The organism is Methylobacterium soli (assembly GCF_008806385.1).
Taxonomy (GTDB): domain Bacteria; phylum Pseudomonadota; class Alphaproteobacteria; order Rhizobiales; family Beijerinckiaceae; genus Methylobacterium; species Methylobacterium soli.
The window spans coordinates 1-18,328 of the sequence record NZ_VZZK01000041.1 but is presented as its reverse complement, the minus strand read 5'-3'; the positions used below and the strand labels follow the sequence as shown (position 1 = coordinate 18,328).

General features: G+C 65.3%; 13 protein-coding genes and 1 pseudogene. 7 read left to right on the top strand and 7 right to left on the bottom strand.

The genetic code is table 11. The annotated features are described in order from the left end of the window. The first annotated feature begins 32 nt into the window (after window positions 1-32). On the top strand, window positions 33-650 hold the full coding sequence (locus F6X53_RS26725) for an FUSC family protein (protein ID WP_151004091.1): 618 nt from the start codon (window positions 33-35) through the stop codon (window positions 648-650). 344 nt (window positions 651-994) lie between these two features. Here the strand turns inward: F6X53_RS26725 and F6X53_RS26720 are convergent. From F6X53_RS26720 to F6X53_RS32710, 4 genes and pseudogenes are all read right to left on the bottom strand, one after another. Continuing rightward, window positions 995-2,071: pseudogene (locus F6X53_RS26720) on the bottom strand (DUF1254 domain-containing protein). A gap of 29 nt (window positions 2,072-2,100) precedes the next feature. After that, complete coding sequence (locus F6X53_RS26715; RefSeq protein WP_151004089.1) at window positions 2,101-3,036, bottom strand: efflux RND transporter periplasmic adaptor subunit; 936 nt, start codon at window positions 3,034-3,036, stop codon at window positions 2,101-2,103. After that, complete coding sequence (locus F6X53_RS26710; protein ID WP_151004087.1) at window positions 3,033-3,272, bottom strand: DUF3302 domain-containing protein; 240 nt, start codon at window positions 3,270-3,272, stop codon at window positions 3,033-3,035. Before F6X53_RS26710 ends, F6X53_RS26715 begins: the two co-directional genes overlap by 4 nt. 522 nt (window positions 3,273-3,794) lie before the next feature. Then, a complete protein-coding gene (locus F6X53_RS32710) occupies window positions 3,795-3,935 on the bottom strand; it encodes a hypothetical protein (protein WP_191971020.1) in 141 nt (46 codons plus the stop codon). Between the two features lie 244 nt (window positions 3,936-4,179). On the opposite strand from F6X53_RS32710, the gene F6X53_RS26705 reads away from it, so the two are divergent. Together F6X53_RS26705 and ppk2 are read left to right on the top strand one after the other, a co-directional pair. Next, window positions 4,180-4,788 carry a hypothetical protein gene (locus tag F6X53_RS26705; protein ID WP_373875972.1) on the top strand — a complete coding sequence of 203 codons (609 nt, stop codon included), beginning with the start codon at window positions 4,180-4,182 and terminating at the stop codon, window positions 4,786-4,788. 145 nt (window positions 4,789-4,933) lie between these two features. Beyond that, on the top strand, window positions 4,934-5,773 hold the full coding sequence (gene ppk2, locus F6X53_RS26700; protein ID WP_151004129.1) for a polyphosphate kinase 2: 840 nt from the start codon (window positions 4,934-4,936) through the stop codon (window positions 5,771-5,773). A 257-nt stretch (window positions 5,774-6,030) separates the two neighbouring features. Here the strand turns inward: ppk2 and F6X53_RS33765 are convergent, their stop codons facing one another. Next, on the bottom strand, window positions 6,031-6,159 hold the full coding sequence (locus tag F6X53_RS33765) for a hypothetical protein (protein ID WP_280526073.1): 129 nt from the start codon (window positions 6,157-6,159) through the stop codon (window positions 6,031-6,033). A gap of 263 nt (window positions 6,160-6,422) precedes the next feature. On the opposite strand from F6X53_RS33765, the gene F6X53_RS26695 reads away from it, so the two are divergent. After that, a complete protein-coding gene (locus F6X53_RS26695; protein WP_151004085.1) occupies window positions 6,423-6,851 on the top strand; it encodes a potassium channel family protein in 429 nt (142 codons plus the stop codon). 165 nt (window positions 6,852-7,016) lie between these two features. Further along, window positions 7,017-8,687, top strand: a complete 1,671-nt coding sequence (locus F6X53_RS26690; RefSeq protein ID WP_151004083.1) for a SulP family inorganic anion transporter — start codon at window positions 7,017-7,019, stop codon at window positions 8,685-8,687. Between the two features lie 210 nt (window positions 8,688-8,897). On the opposite strand, the gene F6X53_RS26685 is transcribed toward F6X53_RS26690, so the two are convergent. After that, entirely contained in the window at window positions 8,898-12,137 is a 3,240-nt protein-coding gene (locus F6X53_RS26685) for a glycosyltransferase (RefSeq protein ID WP_191971019.1), read from the bottom strand. A 908-nt stretch (window positions 12,138-13,045) separates the two neighbouring features. On the opposite strand from F6X53_RS26685, the gene F6X53_RS26680 reads away from it, so the two are divergent. Together F6X53_RS26680 and F6X53_RS26675 are read left to right on the top strand one after the other, a co-directional pair. Next, window positions 13,046-14,095, top strand: coding sequence for a hypothetical protein (locus tag F6X53_RS26680; RefSeq protein ID WP_151004079.1), 1,050 nt, complete (start codon window positions 13,046-13,048; stop codon window positions 14,093-14,095). 571 nt (window positions 14,096-14,666) lie between these two features. Further along, window positions 14,667-16,838: a glycosyltransferase family 2 protein gene (locus tag F6X53_RS26675; RefSeq protein WP_238296502.1), complete on the top strand. Its 2,172-nt coding sequence runs from the start codon at window positions 14,667-14,669 to the stop codon at window positions 16,836-16,838. Window positions 16,839-16,952: 114 nt separating this feature from the next. Here F6X53_RS26675 and F6X53_RS26670 read toward each other — a convergent pair whose 3' ends face one another. Continuing rightward, on the bottom strand, window positions 16,953-17,957 hold the full coding sequence (locus tag F6X53_RS26670; RefSeq protein WP_151004074.1) for a hypothetical protein: 1,005 nt from the start codon (window positions 17,955-17,957) through the stop codon (window positions 16,953-16,955). Between the last annotated feature and the right edge of the window lie 371 nt (window positions 17,958-18,328).

Below are 18,328 nucleotides of genomic sequence, written 5' to 3'. Positions count from 1 at the left end.
GGCAACGCGGATGGCTCGATGAGGGTGACGGGATGCCAGTTGGCTCAGTCGAAACGCGCAATCAGGACACGACGCGCTCGATTGCTCAGGAAACGCGTGCAGCCGAGCGCAACGGAGCGCGTATTCTCTGGCTGGCGGATCAGATCTCACGCCTCCAGAAACAAGTGCCGTTCGGACGCCGCCTCACTCGCGGGACTGCGCACGGCATCATGTCCGCCATCGCTGCCCTCATTGCGTACCTGCCGACACAGTCGCTCGGTCTTAGGGAAGGCTTCTGGGGTGCGATTACCGCGCTTGCAGTTGCGCAGACAGAGTTTGGAGCAGCGCGCTTGGTCGCGCGAGACCAGTTTGTGGGAGCAGCCATCGGTGGTGTGATCGGCTTGTTTGTCTTCCTGGCGATCGGGCAGGACCTGCCGAGTTATGCGGCGGCCGTGGTGCTCTCGATCCTCGCGTGCTGGTTGGTGAATGTTGAGAGCGCGGCGCGTCTGTCCGCCATCACGGCCACGATCATCCTGCTGGTTCCCCACGTGGGCACACCCCAGCGGATGCTCGCGTCTCGCGTGTTCGAAGTCGGCTGGGGCATTTGCGCGGCGATCGGAACTGTCTGGGTGGTGGCGCGCATCAATCGCCGCTTGGGGATCAGTGTATGATAATTGCAACAATAAGTAGTCGGCTGCTCTGCGTAATCCGAGTTTGCCCAGGCTCCGTTCCAATGGGTCTTGCCTCAGCCGAACAATTCGAAGCCGTCCGCTACCTCCTTGCCGAGAAAATGACGGTTCCCCGACATAGGTAGGCGACAGCGATCGGCCCATAGCAGGCCCTGGGTCTTTCGGGCTTTCGGTGAAACAGGAACCTACGACTGGAACGGGTGGGAAGCGGGCAGTTAGCCGAGCTTACGCAAGTGGCTGCTTCTCCTCCGATAGCGGGCGTTCTCGCATCGGGCGCTATGGAGCCTCAGCCTGCCCGGGCCCTTGAGAGAGCGGAGGGCTCGACTTCAGTTTACTGGCCGGGCCACGGGGAAGGTCCATGCGCCGCTGAGGATCTCGGCTCGCGGACGGTACAGGCGCACGAGGTAGTTCCAGCCTGGCATGGTCGGAAGGCAGTTGACAACTTTGTCGTCGCAGCCGCCGAACTGGACGGCGATGGAGCCGTCTCCGCTCGTCCTCGCCGTGATGTTGTTGAGCGTGTAGGCGTTCAGGTCGTTCGGTTGGTAGTACCCCTGCGCATCGTAGACGCTGACCGACCAGAAGCCATCGACGGGCACGTTGGCGACATCGAGCTTGTAGACGGTCTTGCCGTCGTTCCTCGCCGGGGTGACGCTGAGGTAGAGGGCGTCCTTCTCCGGGTTGCCGCCCCAGGCCGAGGCCGAGCCGATCAGCCGCCTGACCGGGTCAACGGCCTCCTTGGGCCCGAACATCCCCTTGGTGTCGGGAAGCGTCGAGGCCAGGGCCAGCAGGGCCTCGCGGACCTTTCTCTGACTTGCTGGGTCCCATCGTGGCGCCGCGAATGTTCCGGGACCACCGGGCTGATCCACCTTGATTGCATCCTACAGGGCGTGGACCGCCGCCACGTCCTTCGGATCGGTGGGATCGACGAGGGTCCGGATCGCCGTGATGACGTAGCGGGTGCCGATCTTCTCTCTGGTGAGGGTGTGGGTGCCGGCGCCGTAGGCAACCTGAGGCGTGTACTGATCCTCGTCGATGACCTGCAGCGACATGAAGCGCTTGCCCGCCTCGGGCAGGGTGACCGTCACGGGCCCTGCATCGAGGTCGAAGACCGCTGCGGAATAGAGGGTGTCGCGGTTGAGCCGGATGACGGTCTGGTTGTCGATCGCCGCTGGCTCGCGCCGGTGGACGAACTGACCGAGGCCGCCGTCCTTGACGATGTTGCCGAAGTAGAGGTCGCTCTCGGCGCGGGGAAAATTGTCGGGCGTGACGGGAATGGGGCTGCCTTCGGCACCGGACGGCGTGGCGCCTTGACGTGGAGTCTCCTCAGGCGAGGTTGCGTCCCGCGCGTGGGCGGCGAAGGCGAGACCAGCCGCGGCAAGCGCTGCGAGAACGTTCCCCTTCATGGCTCTCTCCCCGTCACGCGCTGACGCGCTCAGAATGGGTTGACGTAGTTCAGGATCGCGGTCTGCCGCAGCACGACCTTTCGGATCACGTGCGCAGCCTGAACGTGCTCGGTGTAGACAGCGGCCGTGCCGGTGCTGCCCGCCGGAAGGCGGCGGCCCACAGCCGGGTCATCGAGCTTGAACCGAACCACGAAGGGTGCCGCCTGAACCTCCGATGGTGCGACCGCGAGCCCGCCAGGCTGCGTCTGGCCGGTCGCGATGGCCTGCAGCACCGCCTCGACCCGGCCGGCATGGACCTCGCCTGGGAAGGCTTTGAACGTGACCTCGACGGGCTGCCCGGGCTCGATGTAGCGCGCGTCGATCTGCGGGATCTCCGCGCCCAGGATCGTCTCGGAGGTGTCGATGAAAGCCATCACGGCCGACTGGGCGGTGACACGCGCGCCCTTCCGAAGCGCCAGGTTGGTCACGTAGCCGGCGGCGGGCGCGCGCACCGTGGTCTTGTCGAGGTTCCACGTCGCCCCATCAAGCTGGGCCTTCAGCTGATCGACCTCGGCTTGGCGCTGCTCGACGTCGAAGGCGCGGCCGGTCCCTCGGTTCTGCAGCTGCGACATCTCGGTGAGGCGGGTCTCTGCAAGCTTGAGCTGTGCATTGATGGCATCGGCCTGTGACTTGTAGGGAACTGGGTCGATGCGGAACAGGACGTCGCCTTCCTGAACGGGCGTGTTGGCGACGGCCGGCACGTCGACCACCTCGCCGGCAACCGACGGAATAATCTGGACCGAGTTGCGGATGACCGCCGCCGCGCCCCATGGCGCTCCCCAGCCCATCGGGATGAACAATCCGAGGAGCAGCGCGAGGAGCACGAGGACCGGCGAGAGTTTCCAGAACAAGTTCAGGCGGACGAAGCCAAGCCAGACGAACAGGACCAAGAGCGCGATGTAGCTGTTCAGCAGGACGACGATCATCGGACCGTATCTCGCTTGGCCGGGACATCGACGTAGGCCCAGACCAGCACCAGCGGCCAGAACACGAACCCGAAGACCAGGGTGGCCCAGCTCCCGATGGCCACCGCCTCGGCCCAGGGATGGCCGCGACGACGCGCAATCCGGCCCGGCATCACTCCCAGCGCGACGAGCGCGGCGACGAGGGTCGCGATCACGACCAGCAGGACAATCCAGGCGAAAAGGTCGATGAGCGGCATCGTGGCGACTCTCAGGATCTGAATGCGCCGGCGTCAGAATTTTTCTGTGAGGCGTTGGGACGGCTTCAGCAACGGTCTCGTCAAACTCGACCGTAGGTTGCAGGACGTCAACTGCTGCGCCTTGGTGCGGACCGGACACAGCGAGCGCGATCTCAGGGCGCCAGCGTTCCGATGGGGCTTGCCCGTGGGGAACGATCGAAACGGCCGCTCAGCCTTCTTCCAATGGATGGCATCACATTCTGGAACGCCTCGTCCCTTCAAGCCCTGGAACGCTTCGGAACAGTCACGCCCATCTGTCGTCGCTCGAAAGGCTCCATTGGAGGTCCGCTATGCCCCTATCAGCGGTCCATCATTGTAGACGCATCGAATGGCTTCTCAGGGTCGAGACCGGAGTGTCCGCTTCGCTTCATGAACCCTTCGAAGCAGCCATCCCGCGACCGTCCAGCTTCAATGACGCGCTCTCGGGGCTTTGATTGCCTGGAAGTGGATGTTTCCAAGTTGTGGATCAGGTGAACCCAGCCCTCAGGGCCAGACAAAGGTCGTGCGCGCCGTGATCCAAGCTGCGATTGCAGTTGGGGTCACACTCACGTTGCGCCACGCCATTTGACGCTGTTCAGCAAAATTACTCAAGATGACGCGAACCAGCGATTTGCGCTGGCTCATCGCCTTTCGTTCGGTCTTGTGAAATTTCGTGTCTCCCGCGCAATCTCATCGAACTGACGCTTCGCGCCCGGTCTCCCCCGATCCGTCAGGCGCTCTCACCGGTGACCCCGCGAGCCCTCCGTTGAGCCCGGATCGACCGTGGCGGGCGTCGGGATGATGGCCCGGCGTCCCGCTCGATCAAGCAGCAGAGGCAGAGACGACTAAGCTGGGGCTGCCGGCTTCCAGGCTGTGGCGAGTGGTGTCCATGCGCGAACCGCTGCCTTCCTCCCCCGTCCCGACCCTCGCTCCGGCAGCGGCGGACCAAGCCGGCGGCCGGATGCAGCGGACCGCCCGCTGGATGCTTGAGGAGGCCAAGCGGATCCTCGGCATCTTCGTCTATCTCTGGGTCGTCTTCGGGCTCTTCATCCTCCACGAGCACATCGTCCTGTCGCGCCATGGGATGAGCTACGGATTCTACGGTCTGGCTTTCATCAATGCCTGGATCCTGGCGAAGGTCATGCTCGTGGCCGAGAGCCTGGATGTGCTCCCCTATTTCCGCGGGCGACCGCTGGTCTATCCGATCCTGGCCCGGTCCTGCGTGTTCGGGGTGCTCCTCGTCGGCGCTTACGCGCTCGAGGAGACGGTGCTCGGGCTCTGGCGCGGAAAGTCCTGGGCCGACAGCGTGCCAACCATCGGCGGGGGCGGCGTCAGCGGCCTCGCGACGGCGGGCTTGATCATGGCGGTGGCGCTGATCCCGTATTTCGCGTTCCGGGAACTCGGTCGCGTCCTGGGGCGGGAGCGTTTGCGCATCCTCCTGTTCCGGGACGGAACCACCCTGGACCTCCCGGACCGACGCGGCGGGGGTGCAGCTTGACCATCCAGCCGTCCCCGCACGCCACGGCTGCGCGATCGCCCATCGTCACCGGCGGGCCGATGCGTCCGCGCGCCCGGCAGGGCAGCGGTTCTCTGGCGAACCAGCGCAGTGAGACGCTCACGGCGCGTCGTGAGGAAGATCCATGATGCACGACATCCCTACGCAGGACCCGGACCGCGATGGACCCGACGAGGCCGCACGGGACGATGCGGCCAAGCTCAAGCGCAAGACCTATGAGCGGGAGTTGCACAAGCTGCAGGTGCAGCTTTGCCACCTGCAGGACTGGGTCAAGCGCACGGGTGCCCGTATCATCGTCGTCTTCGAGGGACGGGACGCGGCCGGCAAGGGCGGCACGATCAAGGCCATCACCGAGCGGGTCAGCCCGCGCGTGTTCCGCGTCGTCGCGCTGCCGGCCCCATCCGACCGGCAGAAAACCCAGATCTTCATCCAGCGCTACGTCGAGCATTTCCCGGCCGCGGGCGAGATCGTGATCTTCGACCGCAGCTGGTACAATCGCGCCGGCGTCGAGCACGTCTTAGGCTTCTGCAGCGAGGCGGAGTATCACCGCTTCCTCGATCTCTGTCCGCGCATCGAGCGCTTCATCGTCGATGGCGGGACCCAGCTCATCAAGTTCTGGCTGGAAGTGGGCAAGCAGGAGCAGAAGCGGCGCTTCCAGGCTCGGATCGAGGATCCGCTCCGACAGTGGAAGCTGAGTCCGATGGATCTCGAATCCTACGGGCGCTGGTATGAATTCTCGAAAGCACGCGACGCGATGCTGGCGGCCACCGACACCGACGACGCGCCCTGGCACGTCATCCGCTCGGACGACAAGCGGCGGGCGCGCCTCAACTGCATCGCTCACCTCCTCCACCTCATCCCCTACAGGGAGCAGAAGCGCGAGGCGGTGACGCTGCCCAAGCGCGGCAAGGCGAATGCCTACGACGACGCACTCCGGGACAGGCGCTTCGTCCCCGAACGGTACTGAGACGGTGCGCGCCGGCCGGAACCCTTACCGCCGTCAACGGCCAGGGCTCGCCGTGACGGCAGGGCTGGCGCATCGGGGATCAGATGAGGCACAGCCGGGACAGCGCCATGGCCGAGCATTCTTTGCGGGGCACAGAGGTGTCACCGCGCGACCTCCGGGCGCCGCGTCGCGATTGCGGGGGCTTTTCAGGGCCATCGGCGAGCGGAGCAGCCTGCCAGCGCAGGGACAGGTCGCCGTCATCCGCAGGATGGTCCCCTCTACTGGGAGAGGATGCCGTACGCGGTCACCGCGCAATCGGCCGCGACGACCAGGAACACGAAGGCGTAGAGCTTCGTCAGCCCGGCCTCGGATTCGAGCTGCGCGCGAAGGGTTCGAAGATCCGCCATGGTCCGGCCCCGCATTGTCCAGACCGCATCAGAGCAGGTTCCGGCCCCTCGGTGAACGGCCAAGCTCCCGATCCGCCGAGTTTCAGCGGATTCGTCCGCGACCGCACGAATCCGGCAGCGCCCCTCCCGGGACATGGCAACCGCGCGTCGACGCTCGCATCCTGGCTCCCTCGGGGATCAGGATGCCCGCGAGAGCGCAGCGAGCTCGGACCAGTCGCCCAATCCTGTGCCGATGCTCGGGCGGAGCGCGGTGGAGGTTGGCGATGCTGGCTCAACTGGCGATCGGTGCGGGTGCGAGCATCTGCAGCATCACGATCCATTCGTTCATGATGGCCGTCATCCTCAAGGTGGCCCGCGCGCAGGCCGGGATCCGCGGATATAGCAGCCTGTCGCTGGCGCGGGTCATGTCCTCCGCCGTGTGCGTCCTCATGGCGGCCCACACCCTGGAGGTCATGATCTGGGCGGTCGTGTATCGGGCCGTGGGCGTCGCCCCGGCCGGCGCCGATCACCTGTATTTCGCCTTCGTGAACTATACGACGCTGGGCTACGGCGACATCGTCCCGGCTGCGCGCTGGCGTCTCCTCGGCCCGGTCGCCGCCATGAACGGCATCCTGCTGTTCGGCTGGTCGACCGCCGTCATCTTCGAGATCCTCCGGCGAACCCTCATCCGCATGGACGACGGCGTGCATTGAGATCATCGTCGGGGGCGAACCGACCCGCCCGGCCCTCCGCATCCGAGTGCCGGCCTCGGCCGCGGAGGGCGGGCCATGGCGACGCCGCTCGGCGCCTCCTGCCTGAAACGACGGCGCACCGGTCGGATCGGCTCACGTGCCCGCGCCGGACGCGGAGGAGCGCAGATGAGGGGCCTCGGATCGACGACGCCGGCCTTCGGGACAGGCACGCCGACAGAACTCCGCTTCGACGTCGTGGCCGGGCTCACCGCCGCGGCCGTCGTCCTTCCGAAGGCGATGGCCTTCGCCACCGTGGCCGGGCTGCCGGTGGCGGTCGGCCTCTACACCGCCTTCGTTCCCGCGCTCATCTATGGCCTGCTGGGCTCGTCGCGCGTCCTCAGCGTGAGTTCGACCACGACGCTGGCCATCCTGACAGGCGCCGAAATCGCCGGCGTGGTGCCGGGTGGCGATCCGGCGAGGCTCGTAGCCGCCACGGCAACGCTGACGGCGCTCGTCGGCGCGCTGCTGCTCGCGGCCAGATTGCTGAAGCTCGGCTTCGTCGCCAGCTTCATCTCCGTGCCGGTCCTGACGGGGTTCAAGGCCGGAATCGGCCTCGTGATCCTGCTGGACCAAGCCCCCAAGCTCCTCGGGCTCCACCCCGCCAAGCAATCGTTCTTCGTCGACCTCGCCAGCCTCGTCCGCCATCTCCCCGAGACGTCCCTGCCGACTCTGGCTGTCGCGGGGGTGACGCTCGCCGTGCTCGTCGGCGCCGAGCGCCTCAGGCCGCATTCGCCGGCCCCGCTCGTCACGGTCGCGGCCGCCATCGCGGCCACCTGGCTGCTCGGCCTCGACGCATGGGGCGTCTCGACCGTCGGGACGATCCCGCCGGGCCTCCCCTCCCTGACCATGCCCGACCTGACTTTGGTCCAGGCTCTCCTGCCGGGGGCCCTGGGCATCGCCCTGATGAGCTTCACGGAGAGCATCGCCGCGGGGCGGGCCTTCGCGGCTCCGGGCGACCCGCCGCTCAACGCCAATCGTGAGCTGGTCGCCACCGGGGCGGCAAACCTGGGAGGTGCCTTGTTCGGGGCCATGCCGGCCGGTGGCGGGACCTCGCAGACCGGGGTCGTGCGGGCCGCCGGAGGCCGGACGCAGGCGGCCTCGCTCGTGTCGGCCGCGGCTGCCCTCGCCACGATGCTGCTCCTGGCGCCGATCCTCGGCCTCCTGCCGCAGGCGACCCTCGCGGCGGTCGTGATCGTCTACTCGGCCAGCCTCATCCAGCCGGCGGAGTTCCGGGCCATCTTCAAGGTGCGGCGGATGGAATTCCGCTGGTCAATCGTCGCTTCCCTCGGAGTGCTGGTCTTCGGGACCCTCCAGGGCATTGTCGTCGCCATCGTCCTCTCGCTCCTCGGCCTCGCTCTCCAGACCGCCCATCCCCGCGTCTCGATCGTCGCGCGCAAGCACGGGGCCGACGTTCTGCGCCCCCTGTCGCCGGAGCACCCCGACGACGAGACGTTCGAGGGCCTCCTGATCCTGCGGCCGGAGGGGCGCCTGTACTTTGCCAACGCGCAGAACGTGGCCGACCGGATCCGGGCGCTGATTGCCGAGCGCGGGCCGCGCGTCGTCGCCCTCGACCTCAGCCGCGTGCCCGACATCGAGTATTCGGCGCTGCAGATGCTGCGGGACGGCACGCGACGCACCAGCGTGACCGTCTGGCTCGTGGGCCTCAACCCGGGCGTGCTCGACATGGTGCGGCGAGCAGGCCTGGATCAGGAGCTTGGTCCGGACCGGATGCTGTTCAACGCGCGAGCGGCCATCGCGCGCTACAGGGAGCTTCAGGCGCAGTCGGCCCGCCGCTAGGAAGCCTCCGTGTGCGGGATTGCCAGGCGGCCATGTCGGCGCCTGGGCTGACAGACATGGGGAGCGCGGTCTCCTCATCCTCGGTCAGAAGGGGCTCGGTCCCCAGCGTCACGCCGCCGGACCCGGCATCACGGGCGTCGGTGAGGACGTTGACGCGCGTTTCCATTCCGGCTCCCGCCCCTCGGGGGACGGCGTTCGGGCCGCGCGCCGTTACCGATTTGATCCTGATGCGGTCTTGAGCATCGCGAGCACCTGTCGGAGGCGGCTCGTGGCGAGGCGGCCCACATTCTCCGGCCCGAAGCGGGTCGCGATGAGCGTGCGGCCGGCAGCGGCGCGCGTCTGCCGCAACCGGGGCTCGTGGTAGACCTGCCGCAGGATCTCCGCCGCAGCCGTCACGTCAGGCTCGGCCCAAACCTGATGGTCGGTGAAGGCGTATTCCCCGTCGAGCAAAGGCCGTAGGGTATGCGGGACGGGAAAGCCGGTTTCCTCGGTGAGGAAGTCGGTGTTGCCCGAGTAGTCGGTCGCGACCACGGCTTTGCCGAGCGCCAGCGCCTCCGCCATGCCGAGCCCGAAGCCTTCCGCGCGGTGGAGCGAGACGTAGCAATCCGATTGTCGGATCAGCGAGATCAATTCGGCCCGCGCCAGCGTCTCGTCGATCACACGGATCCGGGGATCGCGCGCGGCGGCTTCCGCGACGAGGGCCCGCGTCCGCGGGCTGTGCTCCGGCGCGCCGGTGGACTTGATGACGAGGCCGACATTCTCGCTGCCGGGAAATGCGTCCGCGAAGGCGTTCAGGACCGCGGCCGGGTTCTTGCGCGTTGACCAGGAATTATAGTCGAAGGTGAAGAGGAAGTAGAACCGGGATCTGTCCATTCCGAAGTAGTTGCGGTTGTGATGCTCGGTGGCCTCGACGCTGACGCACGGCGGCACGATGGTGATGGGGCCGTCATAGATCTTGCGGAAAGCCTCCGCCACGAAGGTGGTCGGCGCCCAGATCTCATGCATCCGCTGGAGCAGGCGACCCCAATGCTTCGGCGTGCCCGCAAGCTCCCAATAGGTGCGGAGGATGTTGTAGCTGCCCTCCAGCCGCGGCCCGAAATGCTCGTAGAAGGCCGGCAGCTGGTCGGCGGCAGCCTCGAACACATTGACGCGGTAGCGGCGTTCAAGGTCGTAGTGCTCCGGCATGAACTGGCCGGAAAAGCGGTCTTCCACCAGCACGTTGTAGGGGTAGATCGCGAACGGGAAGGGCTCGCGCGCAACGGCCGAGATCAAGTTGCGCAGCGACTCGCCGAGCCCGAGGCTCGCCTCGACATAGCCGATGAACAGGACACCGTCTTTCATCGGCGTGCGATCAGGGCGTGCGGGCTTCGTTGCGCCTCCCAGCATGCGCTCACCGCGCAGAAGGACCTGCCGCACACGCGCGTTCGCGGCGAGATACTGGCGCGTGTCGAAATGCTCGGAGGGCCGGCGAAAGCTTTCCTTCCAGCCGGACCGAACATAATGTTCCAGCGCGTCCTGCCCATCGAGGGCAACGTCCGGATTGTGTTTGTTGTAATAGGTCTCATCGAACTCGGCGAAGTCTTTCAAGAGACGCAGGCGTGCCCGCTTACGCCCGATGGCGATGCGCTCAGCGAAACCACTCGGTCGTCCCTGCCGGTCCGGCACCTCGAGATTCGACGCGAAAGCGACGACGGCGTTATCCGCATCGGCCTGCCTCGCAGCGATGCCTGCCGGAACCACTTCGCGCGGGTGTTGAAAACGCTTGAGTGATGCGCGCAAGGCGAAGGCGGTGTGGCGCCACGTGAAACCCGCCGTGATGTGGTTCCGGCAGGCATGCGCACGCACGGCATAGTCCGCCGCATCGAGAGCACAGGCCTCGTCGAGCCGCGCCACCACCTCGGCCGCGTCCGGCTCCCACCAGGAACCGACATCCCCGAAGCCCTTGTCGCGGTAATCCGCCGGGACAGCTTGTCCCGAGAACAGGAGCGCGCCCTCGCACGCCAAGTCCGTGCTGCCGCTATAGGCGCCGAAGATCGGCACCGTGCCGCAGGCCATTGCCTCCGCGGTCGAGAAGCCGAAGCCCTCGGCCCGGGCGGTCGAGACGTAGAAGTCGACGCTGCGATAGATCAGCGCCAGCTCTGCATCCGAGAGCGGCGCTACGGTTTCCCAGACGCTCACGTTCGCGTCGGGGACCCGTGCCATGAGGAGATGTCCGGCCTGCACGGCCTCGGCGCGAAGCCCGAAGGCGTCGAGCACGTCGTGACCCAGCACGATGAGCTGCGCCTCGGGACGCCGCCTGCGCAGCTCGTTCCAGGCCGTGCGGAGGACATCGAGCCCCTTACGGTGCTGGTTGCGGGCGAACCACAGGAAGGTCGTGCCCTCGAAGGGTCGGTCGCGCAGGCCCCAGGGCGTGAAGACGTCAGTCTCGACTCCGTGCGGCACCCAGGTCACGTCCAGCACGCCCTCGGCCTCGAAGATCGCCTTGACCCAGCGAGACGCCGTCATGACGTGCTTGTAGCGGCGCGCCTGCTCGGCCCAGCCCTGCGGTAGCCGGGTCGTCTCCCAGGCGGTGTAGAGATAATCGAAAGGCTCCGTGCCCGGATGCGCGAAGATGAGTTCCGGCTTCGTCGGGTCCAGGAGGCCGTTCAGCCGCAGCGCGCGGTGCAGATGGCGGTTGATGATCTCCCATGAGGTCGAACCCTTCGAACCATGGTCGCGATGCGTGACGCCGTAGCCGAGGTGCTTTTCCGCGAAGAGAAGCCGATTCTTGCGTAGGTATTCCCGCCTGCGTGGAGCGAGGTCGCCGGAGAAGGTCGAACTCGTGAAGTGCTCGATCTGCGCTCCCGGTACGTATGCGCTCGCGTAACCGGCCTCGCGGAGACGGAAACAGAAATCCGCGTCCTCGTGGTAGAAACCGTAGGCATCGTCGAGGAACCCGACCTCGTCGGCGGCTGCGATGCGCACGAGGGCGAAGGTGAGCTCGCAGAAATCCGCCTCAAGGCGCTCGGTGCGCCGATCCGGCGCCTCGCGATCATGCAGGAAGCTCACATTTGTGAGGTTCCATTCGACGCGATAGGTCATCGTGCGCGTGCGCGCGACCTCATCCACGACCACCTGGGCCGGCGCAACGATGGCCAGATTATCGTCGCGCAGCATCTCCCGAAGAAGCTGGCGGCAGACATCGGTGACGAGCCGGACATCGTTGTTCGCGACGAGGAGGTAACGGCAGCCCCGCGCCTTCGCGAGGCTCATCCCGGCATTGCAGGCCTGGGTATAGGTCCGCGGTGCTCCGAGCTGGACGATTTCGGCCCCGAACGCGACGCAGACCGCGAGGGTGTCATCCGTGCTGCCCTGATCAAGGACCACGACCCGATGCAAAACGTCCCGCATCGAAGGGAACATGCGACGAAGCAGGTTGCCGCCATTGACGGACGGGATGACGATGAGCATCTCATCGATGGCAGCATCAACAGAACCAACGGGCTCAGTCATAAGTCACTTAAACTCATGGTTGTATTTGAATTTTTGGCAATTCGACCATGCGGAACGCAGAACAGCTTGTCTGGTACCATCCGGTGGATTCGATCACGGGTGTCGGGGGCTCTCTCACAATCCCGCTCACAATTTCCACGCAGCGGACGGGCGTGCAACCCGGAAGTCTTCCCTGCCGCGCGGTTGCGGACCGAATGGCAATTCTGGATGGCGCATGGTGGCGGTGAAGCTGGCTGACGCGCGGGCGCAGTTTGTCCGAGGAGGCGGAGCCAAGTTGAGGGGAACGCGACCGGGTCACCCCCGCCCGCGACGCGGATGCGCAAACGCCTCGGCGAACGCGCCGCAAGTCGCCCGCCGGTCCTCAGCATCATTTCGATCAGCACCGAGCGACCCTGGCGCCCTGGTGCGCGGTTGGTATAACGCGTTGGATCGCGTCCGCTTCAACGAAGCGCGCCAAAGGATTTTTGGCGTTCCTGCGCAGCACCGGTGAACGCGAAGAGCAGGGATGGAATATGATCCTAATTGTTCCTGTCACGGCACCTCAGGCGTCCCTCCGCAAACGGTCTACGGGATGATGTGATCCAATAGGCGAATCTGATGGCGCTCGCCAATGGGTGGGGCAGACCTCAGGTCTTGCTTCCTGCGGCTTTCCTCGGCGCCGATCGCGAGGGCCGGATTTAAAAGCGGATGTGCCTTTGGACGTGATGACGGTCGGACCTCACCTCAGCGTCAATAACAGACGTACAGACATCTTGCCTGACGGCCTAACCTCATCGCGCCAGGCAGGCCAGTGAAAAGGAACGCCGCCCGGATTATAGGGACCAAAATGACGCCGGCTGTTAAAATTCTCAAGAAAATGACCACCAATGCGATTTAATATTGATGGCGATACCGGTGACTTCATTCGAGGATGGGTCGTTCCGGATAATCCAACCTCCATCGGTCGCGTCGTGGTGGTGGTTGATGGTCGCCGTGTCGCTGAGATCAGTACGCTTGAGTTCGACACCAACATCGCGGCGCTGGGATGGCACGCGACCGGTCAGTGCCGCTTCGAGATTTCTGAGAACGAAGTTCCAGATCTAGCAAACGTCACACAGCTGGAAATTTACGACCTGGACACGAACGTTCTAATTTATCGACGCGTTCCCCAGCAGGCATTGCTGAATAGAAGATTTCTATTAATAAATACGAGCATTAACCCGGAAAACGCACTTCAGTCCTTGTTATTCCGTCATTTTCAGCAAAGTTACTTTGGAGTCGGAAAGCTCAACGAGCAGATGCTCCAAAGCATTTTCAGCAATTCAAGTCTGGTTTCCTGCTTCTTGTCCGGCGCCCTCATCGTGCCACGCTACGAGCATTATTTCCAGACCGAGGAATCGCTGACGACCGCGCTCATTCATGATCCGCATGTCGAGATGGCGACTCGCTTGATCTGGTTGAGAGCACGTGCGGCGGACGCGGCAGATCCGAACCTGTCCTGGCGCCTCGGGCCACTGGCGGACGCTGCGATCTTCGCGGCCGAGCACGACTTCGCCGACCTCAAGAGTCTGAAGCGTCTGTTCCGGATGCTGCCGGAGCCCGCATATCGTCTGCTTTACAATCCTCTGACACGCCAATTCGGCACGAAACTGCCGGATGACCGGGTGCATCCGGGAAACTCCATCGTGGCGATCGAGATCCTGGCCCGCGTGGGCATCGTCGGACATCGCGACTACTTCGAGGCCTTCGTGACGAGCGTGCTCGACCGCCTCGGCCTCGACGCGCCGATCCCCAAACCGGAACCCATCTCTCAGGAGGCGCAGGATTTGGCCAAGCGGCTGCGCAGCATCAAGGCGGTGGAGGACATGCTGCTGTTCGACATCGCGATGTCCGATGCCGTCCGCAGCTCAGTTGCCAAGACCTGGGACATCGCCTGATCGCTGCGCAGCGACGGCTCTGCGGCCATCTGGGGCTTGCCGCGACCCGCCCTCGTGGGCCTTGGGGTCGATCAGCCGAGGCGAGCGAGCCGCGTTGAAGGCCATCGTCCCGTCCCGCACTGCCACCGGCCCCACCACCCCGATCCGAGCCGCATCCGGGCGGTAGCCCTCGCGCGCCCGTCCATGGTGCGCTGAGGGCTTGGGCGAAACACCATCGCGGCAGGGCACCGACAGACTCGCCCCCGTTGACAGGGAGAGCCGATTTCGGGCCCTTCCTCCCGGATCGTGCCCGCAATCGAATCAGACGTGCTGCAGCCGAATTGCCCTCCCTGATCCCGTCCGCCCAGGCAGAACGCGCTGTCAGCGTTGTTCCCGTGCCACGTCGATCCCGGTTGCATCCCTCCCGCCTCACCGCCATTTCTGAGCCGCGCGAGGGCGTCTCTGCACCCGCCCCGACGCTACAGCCGAGGCGGAAGGCGAGGGCGGGCGCTGCGATTCCTCGGCAGGATCGTCAAAGAGGCTTTCTCCTCCGAAACTGCGCCGGAAGGAGATTGGAAGTGAAAGCTTGTCCATGACACGCGAGGCTTTGACGTCGGCCGGAGAGCGGCGCCGTGCGTGGGCTGCCCGTCTCGTTGGCGTCCTGAAAGCCATGTCAAAGCCAGGTTCCACGTCGTGGCCCAGGCGCATCCTCCGCAGGCGCAAACCCAATGTCGGGCATCTGGAAGGCCTCTATGGCAACGTTGCGGTCGGCTGGGTCTGGAACCCGAAGGCACCGCAGCGCCCGGCCTTCGTGGAGTTCCTGGTGGATGAGCGGGTCATTCACACATCACCAGCCAACTCCTTCCGTCCGGATGTCGCGGCCGCTGGATACGGCAACGGACTCGCCGGGTTCATCGTGGAGCTTCCCCTCGATGTCACGGCCGGTGCGGTTCAGGTAACGGCGCGCCTGGCCAAAACGAAGCATGAACTGGGCGGTTCACCGAAGGTTGCTGAGCAATCTCAAGACCTACGGCGATGGCTTGGCAGAAAGGAGCGCGTGAAAGGGCGGTTTCGCCAACGTCTGTCGCAGCGCCTGTCCAGAAGCGTCGGCGAGCGGACGCTGTCGATCGTCGTGCCGGTCTATAACACCCGCCCGGATTGGCTGCGCGAATGCCTCTCCAGCGTGGTGGAGCAGTGGTGTCCGGATTGGGAGTTGATCTGTGTCGACGATCATTCCTCCAACCCTGAGACACGTCGAGTGCTCGAGGACTTCGCGCGGGATCATGACAAGATTCGCGTCATAAGAAATGAGACGAATCTCGGGATCGCCAAATCGACGAATATCGGCATCTTCGCGTCGAGCGGCACCCATATCGCGTTCCTGGATCACGACGATTATCTTGAGCCGGACGCGGTGTTCCGCGTACTGAAAGCGGCTGACACGGGCGCAGAGCTGATTTATTCCGACGAAATTCTTACAAGCGAGTGCATCAACACGCTCGTTACCCCACAAATGCGGCCGGCTTTTAGCTGGGATTACTACATCAACCATCCCTACTTCGTACATTTCATCGGCGTCTCTGCCGCCTTGGCCAAGGCGATTGGCGGCTGGGACGAACGCATGAAAATTTCCGGCGACGTCGATTTCGTCCTGCGGGTGATCGAGCGCGCCACTTCGGTCGCGCATGTGCCGGCGATCCTGTACCGGTGGCGGACCCATGGGGCGAGCGCGGGTCACACGATGCGCGACGAGGTGGTGGCTGCCACGACGTCGGCCCTGAACCGTCACCTCGCGCGCGTCAGCCCCCGGGCGACCTCGGTTCCGACTGCACTTTTCAACTATTTCGAAGCGCGCTTCCCGGATTCCGGTGGGCGGACCCTCATCGTGATCCCGACGCGGAATCGCGTTGATCTCCTCAGGCGATGCGTCGACTCCCTCCTGGCGACGACGAAACCGGGCGAGGTCGACATCCTGGTGGTGGATCACGAATCCGACGATCCGGAAACGGTCGCGTATCTCGCCGCGAATCGGGATCGGTTCCAGGTTTACCGGCACGTTGGCCCATTCAACTTTGCGGCGCTGAACAATCGCGCTGTCGAGGCCTACGAAAGAGAGCGCGGTTCCCTGCCGCCCTTTGTCCTGTTTTCCAACAATGACATCGAGGCGATCGAGCCAGGCTGGCTTGAGCGCATGCGGGGGCTGGCTGCTCGACCGGATGTCGGTGCGGTCGGCGCGACGCTGCTCTATGCCAATGGATCCGTGCAGCATTCCGGGGTGATCGTCGGCCTGAATGGGCCTGCCGAGCACGCGCATAAATTCGCATCGTTCCGCCACGGCCGCACCACCCGCAATGCCGGCCCCCTCGGCATGCTGGTCTGCACGCGCGAGTACTCGGCGGTGACCGCAGCCTTCATGATGATGCGGTCCGACGTGTTCCGGCAGGTCGGGGGCTTCGACGAAACGTTCGAGGTTGGTTTCAACGACACGGATCTGTGCCTGCGCATCGGCGAAGCCGGGCTGAAAATCCTCAATGACGCGTCCTCAGCGCTCTCCCACCATGAATCGGCAACGCGACGCGCGGCGGATGGTGTCTCGCATCCGGAGGATACGCGGCGCTTTTTCGAGCGTTGGGCGAAAATTCTCGCGGATGGCGACCCCTTCTACAACCCACTGATGAGCCTCGAGGGGCCGGACCACCGGCAACGGCGGTTCTGCACGGACTGCCCGCGCCCGCGCGTTCGCCCCGGCCTGGGCCTCAAGTAAGAAGCCGAGGTCGTCCCGCCGGTTCGCGCACCCGATCCCAACCATGCGGATCGAAGCAGGGTTTCTGCTTCGGCGGTGAGAGGCGCGAAGTTCTCGGTTATGCCGGGGCCAGGCTCAGTGACCGGACGTGAAGACGCGATTGACGTTCTGCTGGATGGTGCCGAGATTTCCGACGAGGAGGTGTGAGATCAGCTCGATCCCTTGTCCCGGTGCCAGCGTGCCGCTGGTCTGATCGACGACCGACAGGTTGTTGGTGCCGTGGTTGGGGAAGGCTTGCGTGGCGAAGTTCGGGCATTGTCCGGCCTGCATCGGCAGGGCCATCGGGAACGTCACGCCGTGGCAACCCTGATCGAGCGTTCGGCGGCTATAGAAGCCCACACCCCAGGACAGGTCGGGCCGCATCCACGCCATCGCGCGAAAGCGGTAGTTGGATGGCGCGTAATTGCCGTCGCGGCTCACGGTTGGCGCCACCTCCTGCCAGTCCGCGCCATCGATCGAGAGGCCGTAAAGCCGCGTGAGCGTCTTGCTGTCGAAATAGGCTGCCGGGATGAAGGGGACCGGCGTCGCGCCATTGCCAGCGCCCACCGCGTGTTTCACCGGCAAGGGCTTCTGGCCGGCGAAGGTTGCGTCCCAGAAGATCTGGTACTTCAGCTCGGCGATTTCGAGCGCATCGCTATAGGCAAGCGGCCCGAGCGTGACATGCGTCTCATGGCGCAGGCCCGGAAAGGTCTCGCCCGTCGCCCATTCCCTTGGGCGCATTCCGGCGTTGAGCCGCTTCCGATCGCTGCTCCCGAGGGCGTAAACCTGGGACGTGCCGCCGCATTGGTCGCCGGCATCCTGCGGGGCGGCCCAGGGCGGCTTGGGGCCGTTGCAGCTCGGCGTCCCGGCGGGCAGATCGGCAAAGGGGAAGAAGTGCACGGCTTGGATGTGACGCCCGAGATCGGCCGTGTTGACGGTCTCGACGCCCAGGACCCGCAGCGAGTCGATGGCACCGCCATGAGCCCCGCTGATGCCGATGGAGAGGACGTTGTTGGCGACCTCCTCCGCGCGCGTGCCGGAGGAGAGCACCGCGAGACAGGCGGCGATCGCCAGTAGCCGGCTTGTGGAAATGCGCTTCAAATCACGATCCTGCTGGAAGACGCCCTGTCTGACTGGCCGCCCGGCCGGGCGGTTTCAGACCCTCCGGCTGCCGAACCTCGGGGCGATAGCCTGCGCGGGCTTTGCGGGCCAGTCCGGACCCTATGGCGATGTCGGGCTCTCGATGGCCCATGACGACGTCCGCTTCAAGGAAGAAAGCCGACCTCGCTTCACCCGGAGCCTGTGTCTTGGCGATTCGCGTCCCCGGGAGGGGTTTGTCCGCAGCGCAACCGCGGCGATCGCGCTGATGCGGCTGCGCCTCATGACGATGAAAGGGCTCAGCCGCCCAGGATGTCGGCCTCCGCCTTTCCGACCGCCTCGGCCTGCTCGTGGGCGATCTCCCGCGTGCTTCT

Bases quoted from the DNA above. Each gene is read 5' to 3' on its own strand.
- F6X53_RS26695 (WP_151004085.1), top strand. From the start codon at position 6,423: ATGCTGGCTCAACTGGCGATCGGTGCGGGTGCGAGCATCTGCAGCATC.
- F6X53_RS26690 (WP_151004083.1), top strand. From the start codon at position 7,017: ATGAGGGGCCTCGGATCGACGACGCCGGCCTTCGGGACAGGCACGCCG.
- F6X53_RS26705 (WP_373875972.1), top strand. From the start codon at position 4,180: ATGCGCGAACCGCTGCCTTCCTCCCCCGTCCCGACCCTCGCTCCGGCA.
- F6X53_RS26675 (WP_238296502.1), top strand. From the start codon at position 14,667: ATGACACGCGAGGCTTTGACGTCGGCCGGAGAGCGGCGCCGTGCGTGG.
- F6X53_RS33765 (WP_280526073.1), bottom strand. From the start codon at position 6,159: ATGGCGGATCTTCGAACCCTTCGCGCGCAGCTCGAATCCGAGGCCGGG.
- F6X53_RS26715 (WP_151004089.1), bottom strand. From the start codon at position 3,036: ATGATCGTCGTCCTGCTGAACAGCTACATCGCGCTCTTGGTCCTGTTC.
- ppk2 (WP_151004129.1), top strand. From the start codon at position 4,934: ATGCACGACATCCCTACGCAGGACCCGGACCGCGATGGACCCGACGAG.
- F6X53_RS26725 (WP_151004091.1), top strand. From the start codon at position 33: ATGCCAGTTGGCTCAGTCGAAACGCGCAATCAGGACACGACGCGCTCG.
- F6X53_RS26680 (WP_151004079.1), top strand. From the start codon at position 13,046: ATGCGATTTAATATTGATGGCGATACCGGTGACTTCATTCGAGGATGG.
- F6X53_RS26710 (WP_151004087.1), bottom strand. From the start codon at position 3,272: ATGCCGCTCATCGACCTTTTCGCCTGGATTGTCCTGCTGGTCGTGATC.
- F6X53_RS26685 (WP_191971019.1), bottom strand. From the start codon at position 12,137: ATGCTCATCGTCATCCCGTCCGTCAATGGCGGCAACCTGCTTCGTCGC.
- F6X53_RS32710 (WP_191971020.1), bottom strand. From the start codon at position 3,935: ATGAGCCAGCGCAAATCGCTGGTTCGCGTCATCTTGAGTAATTTTGCT.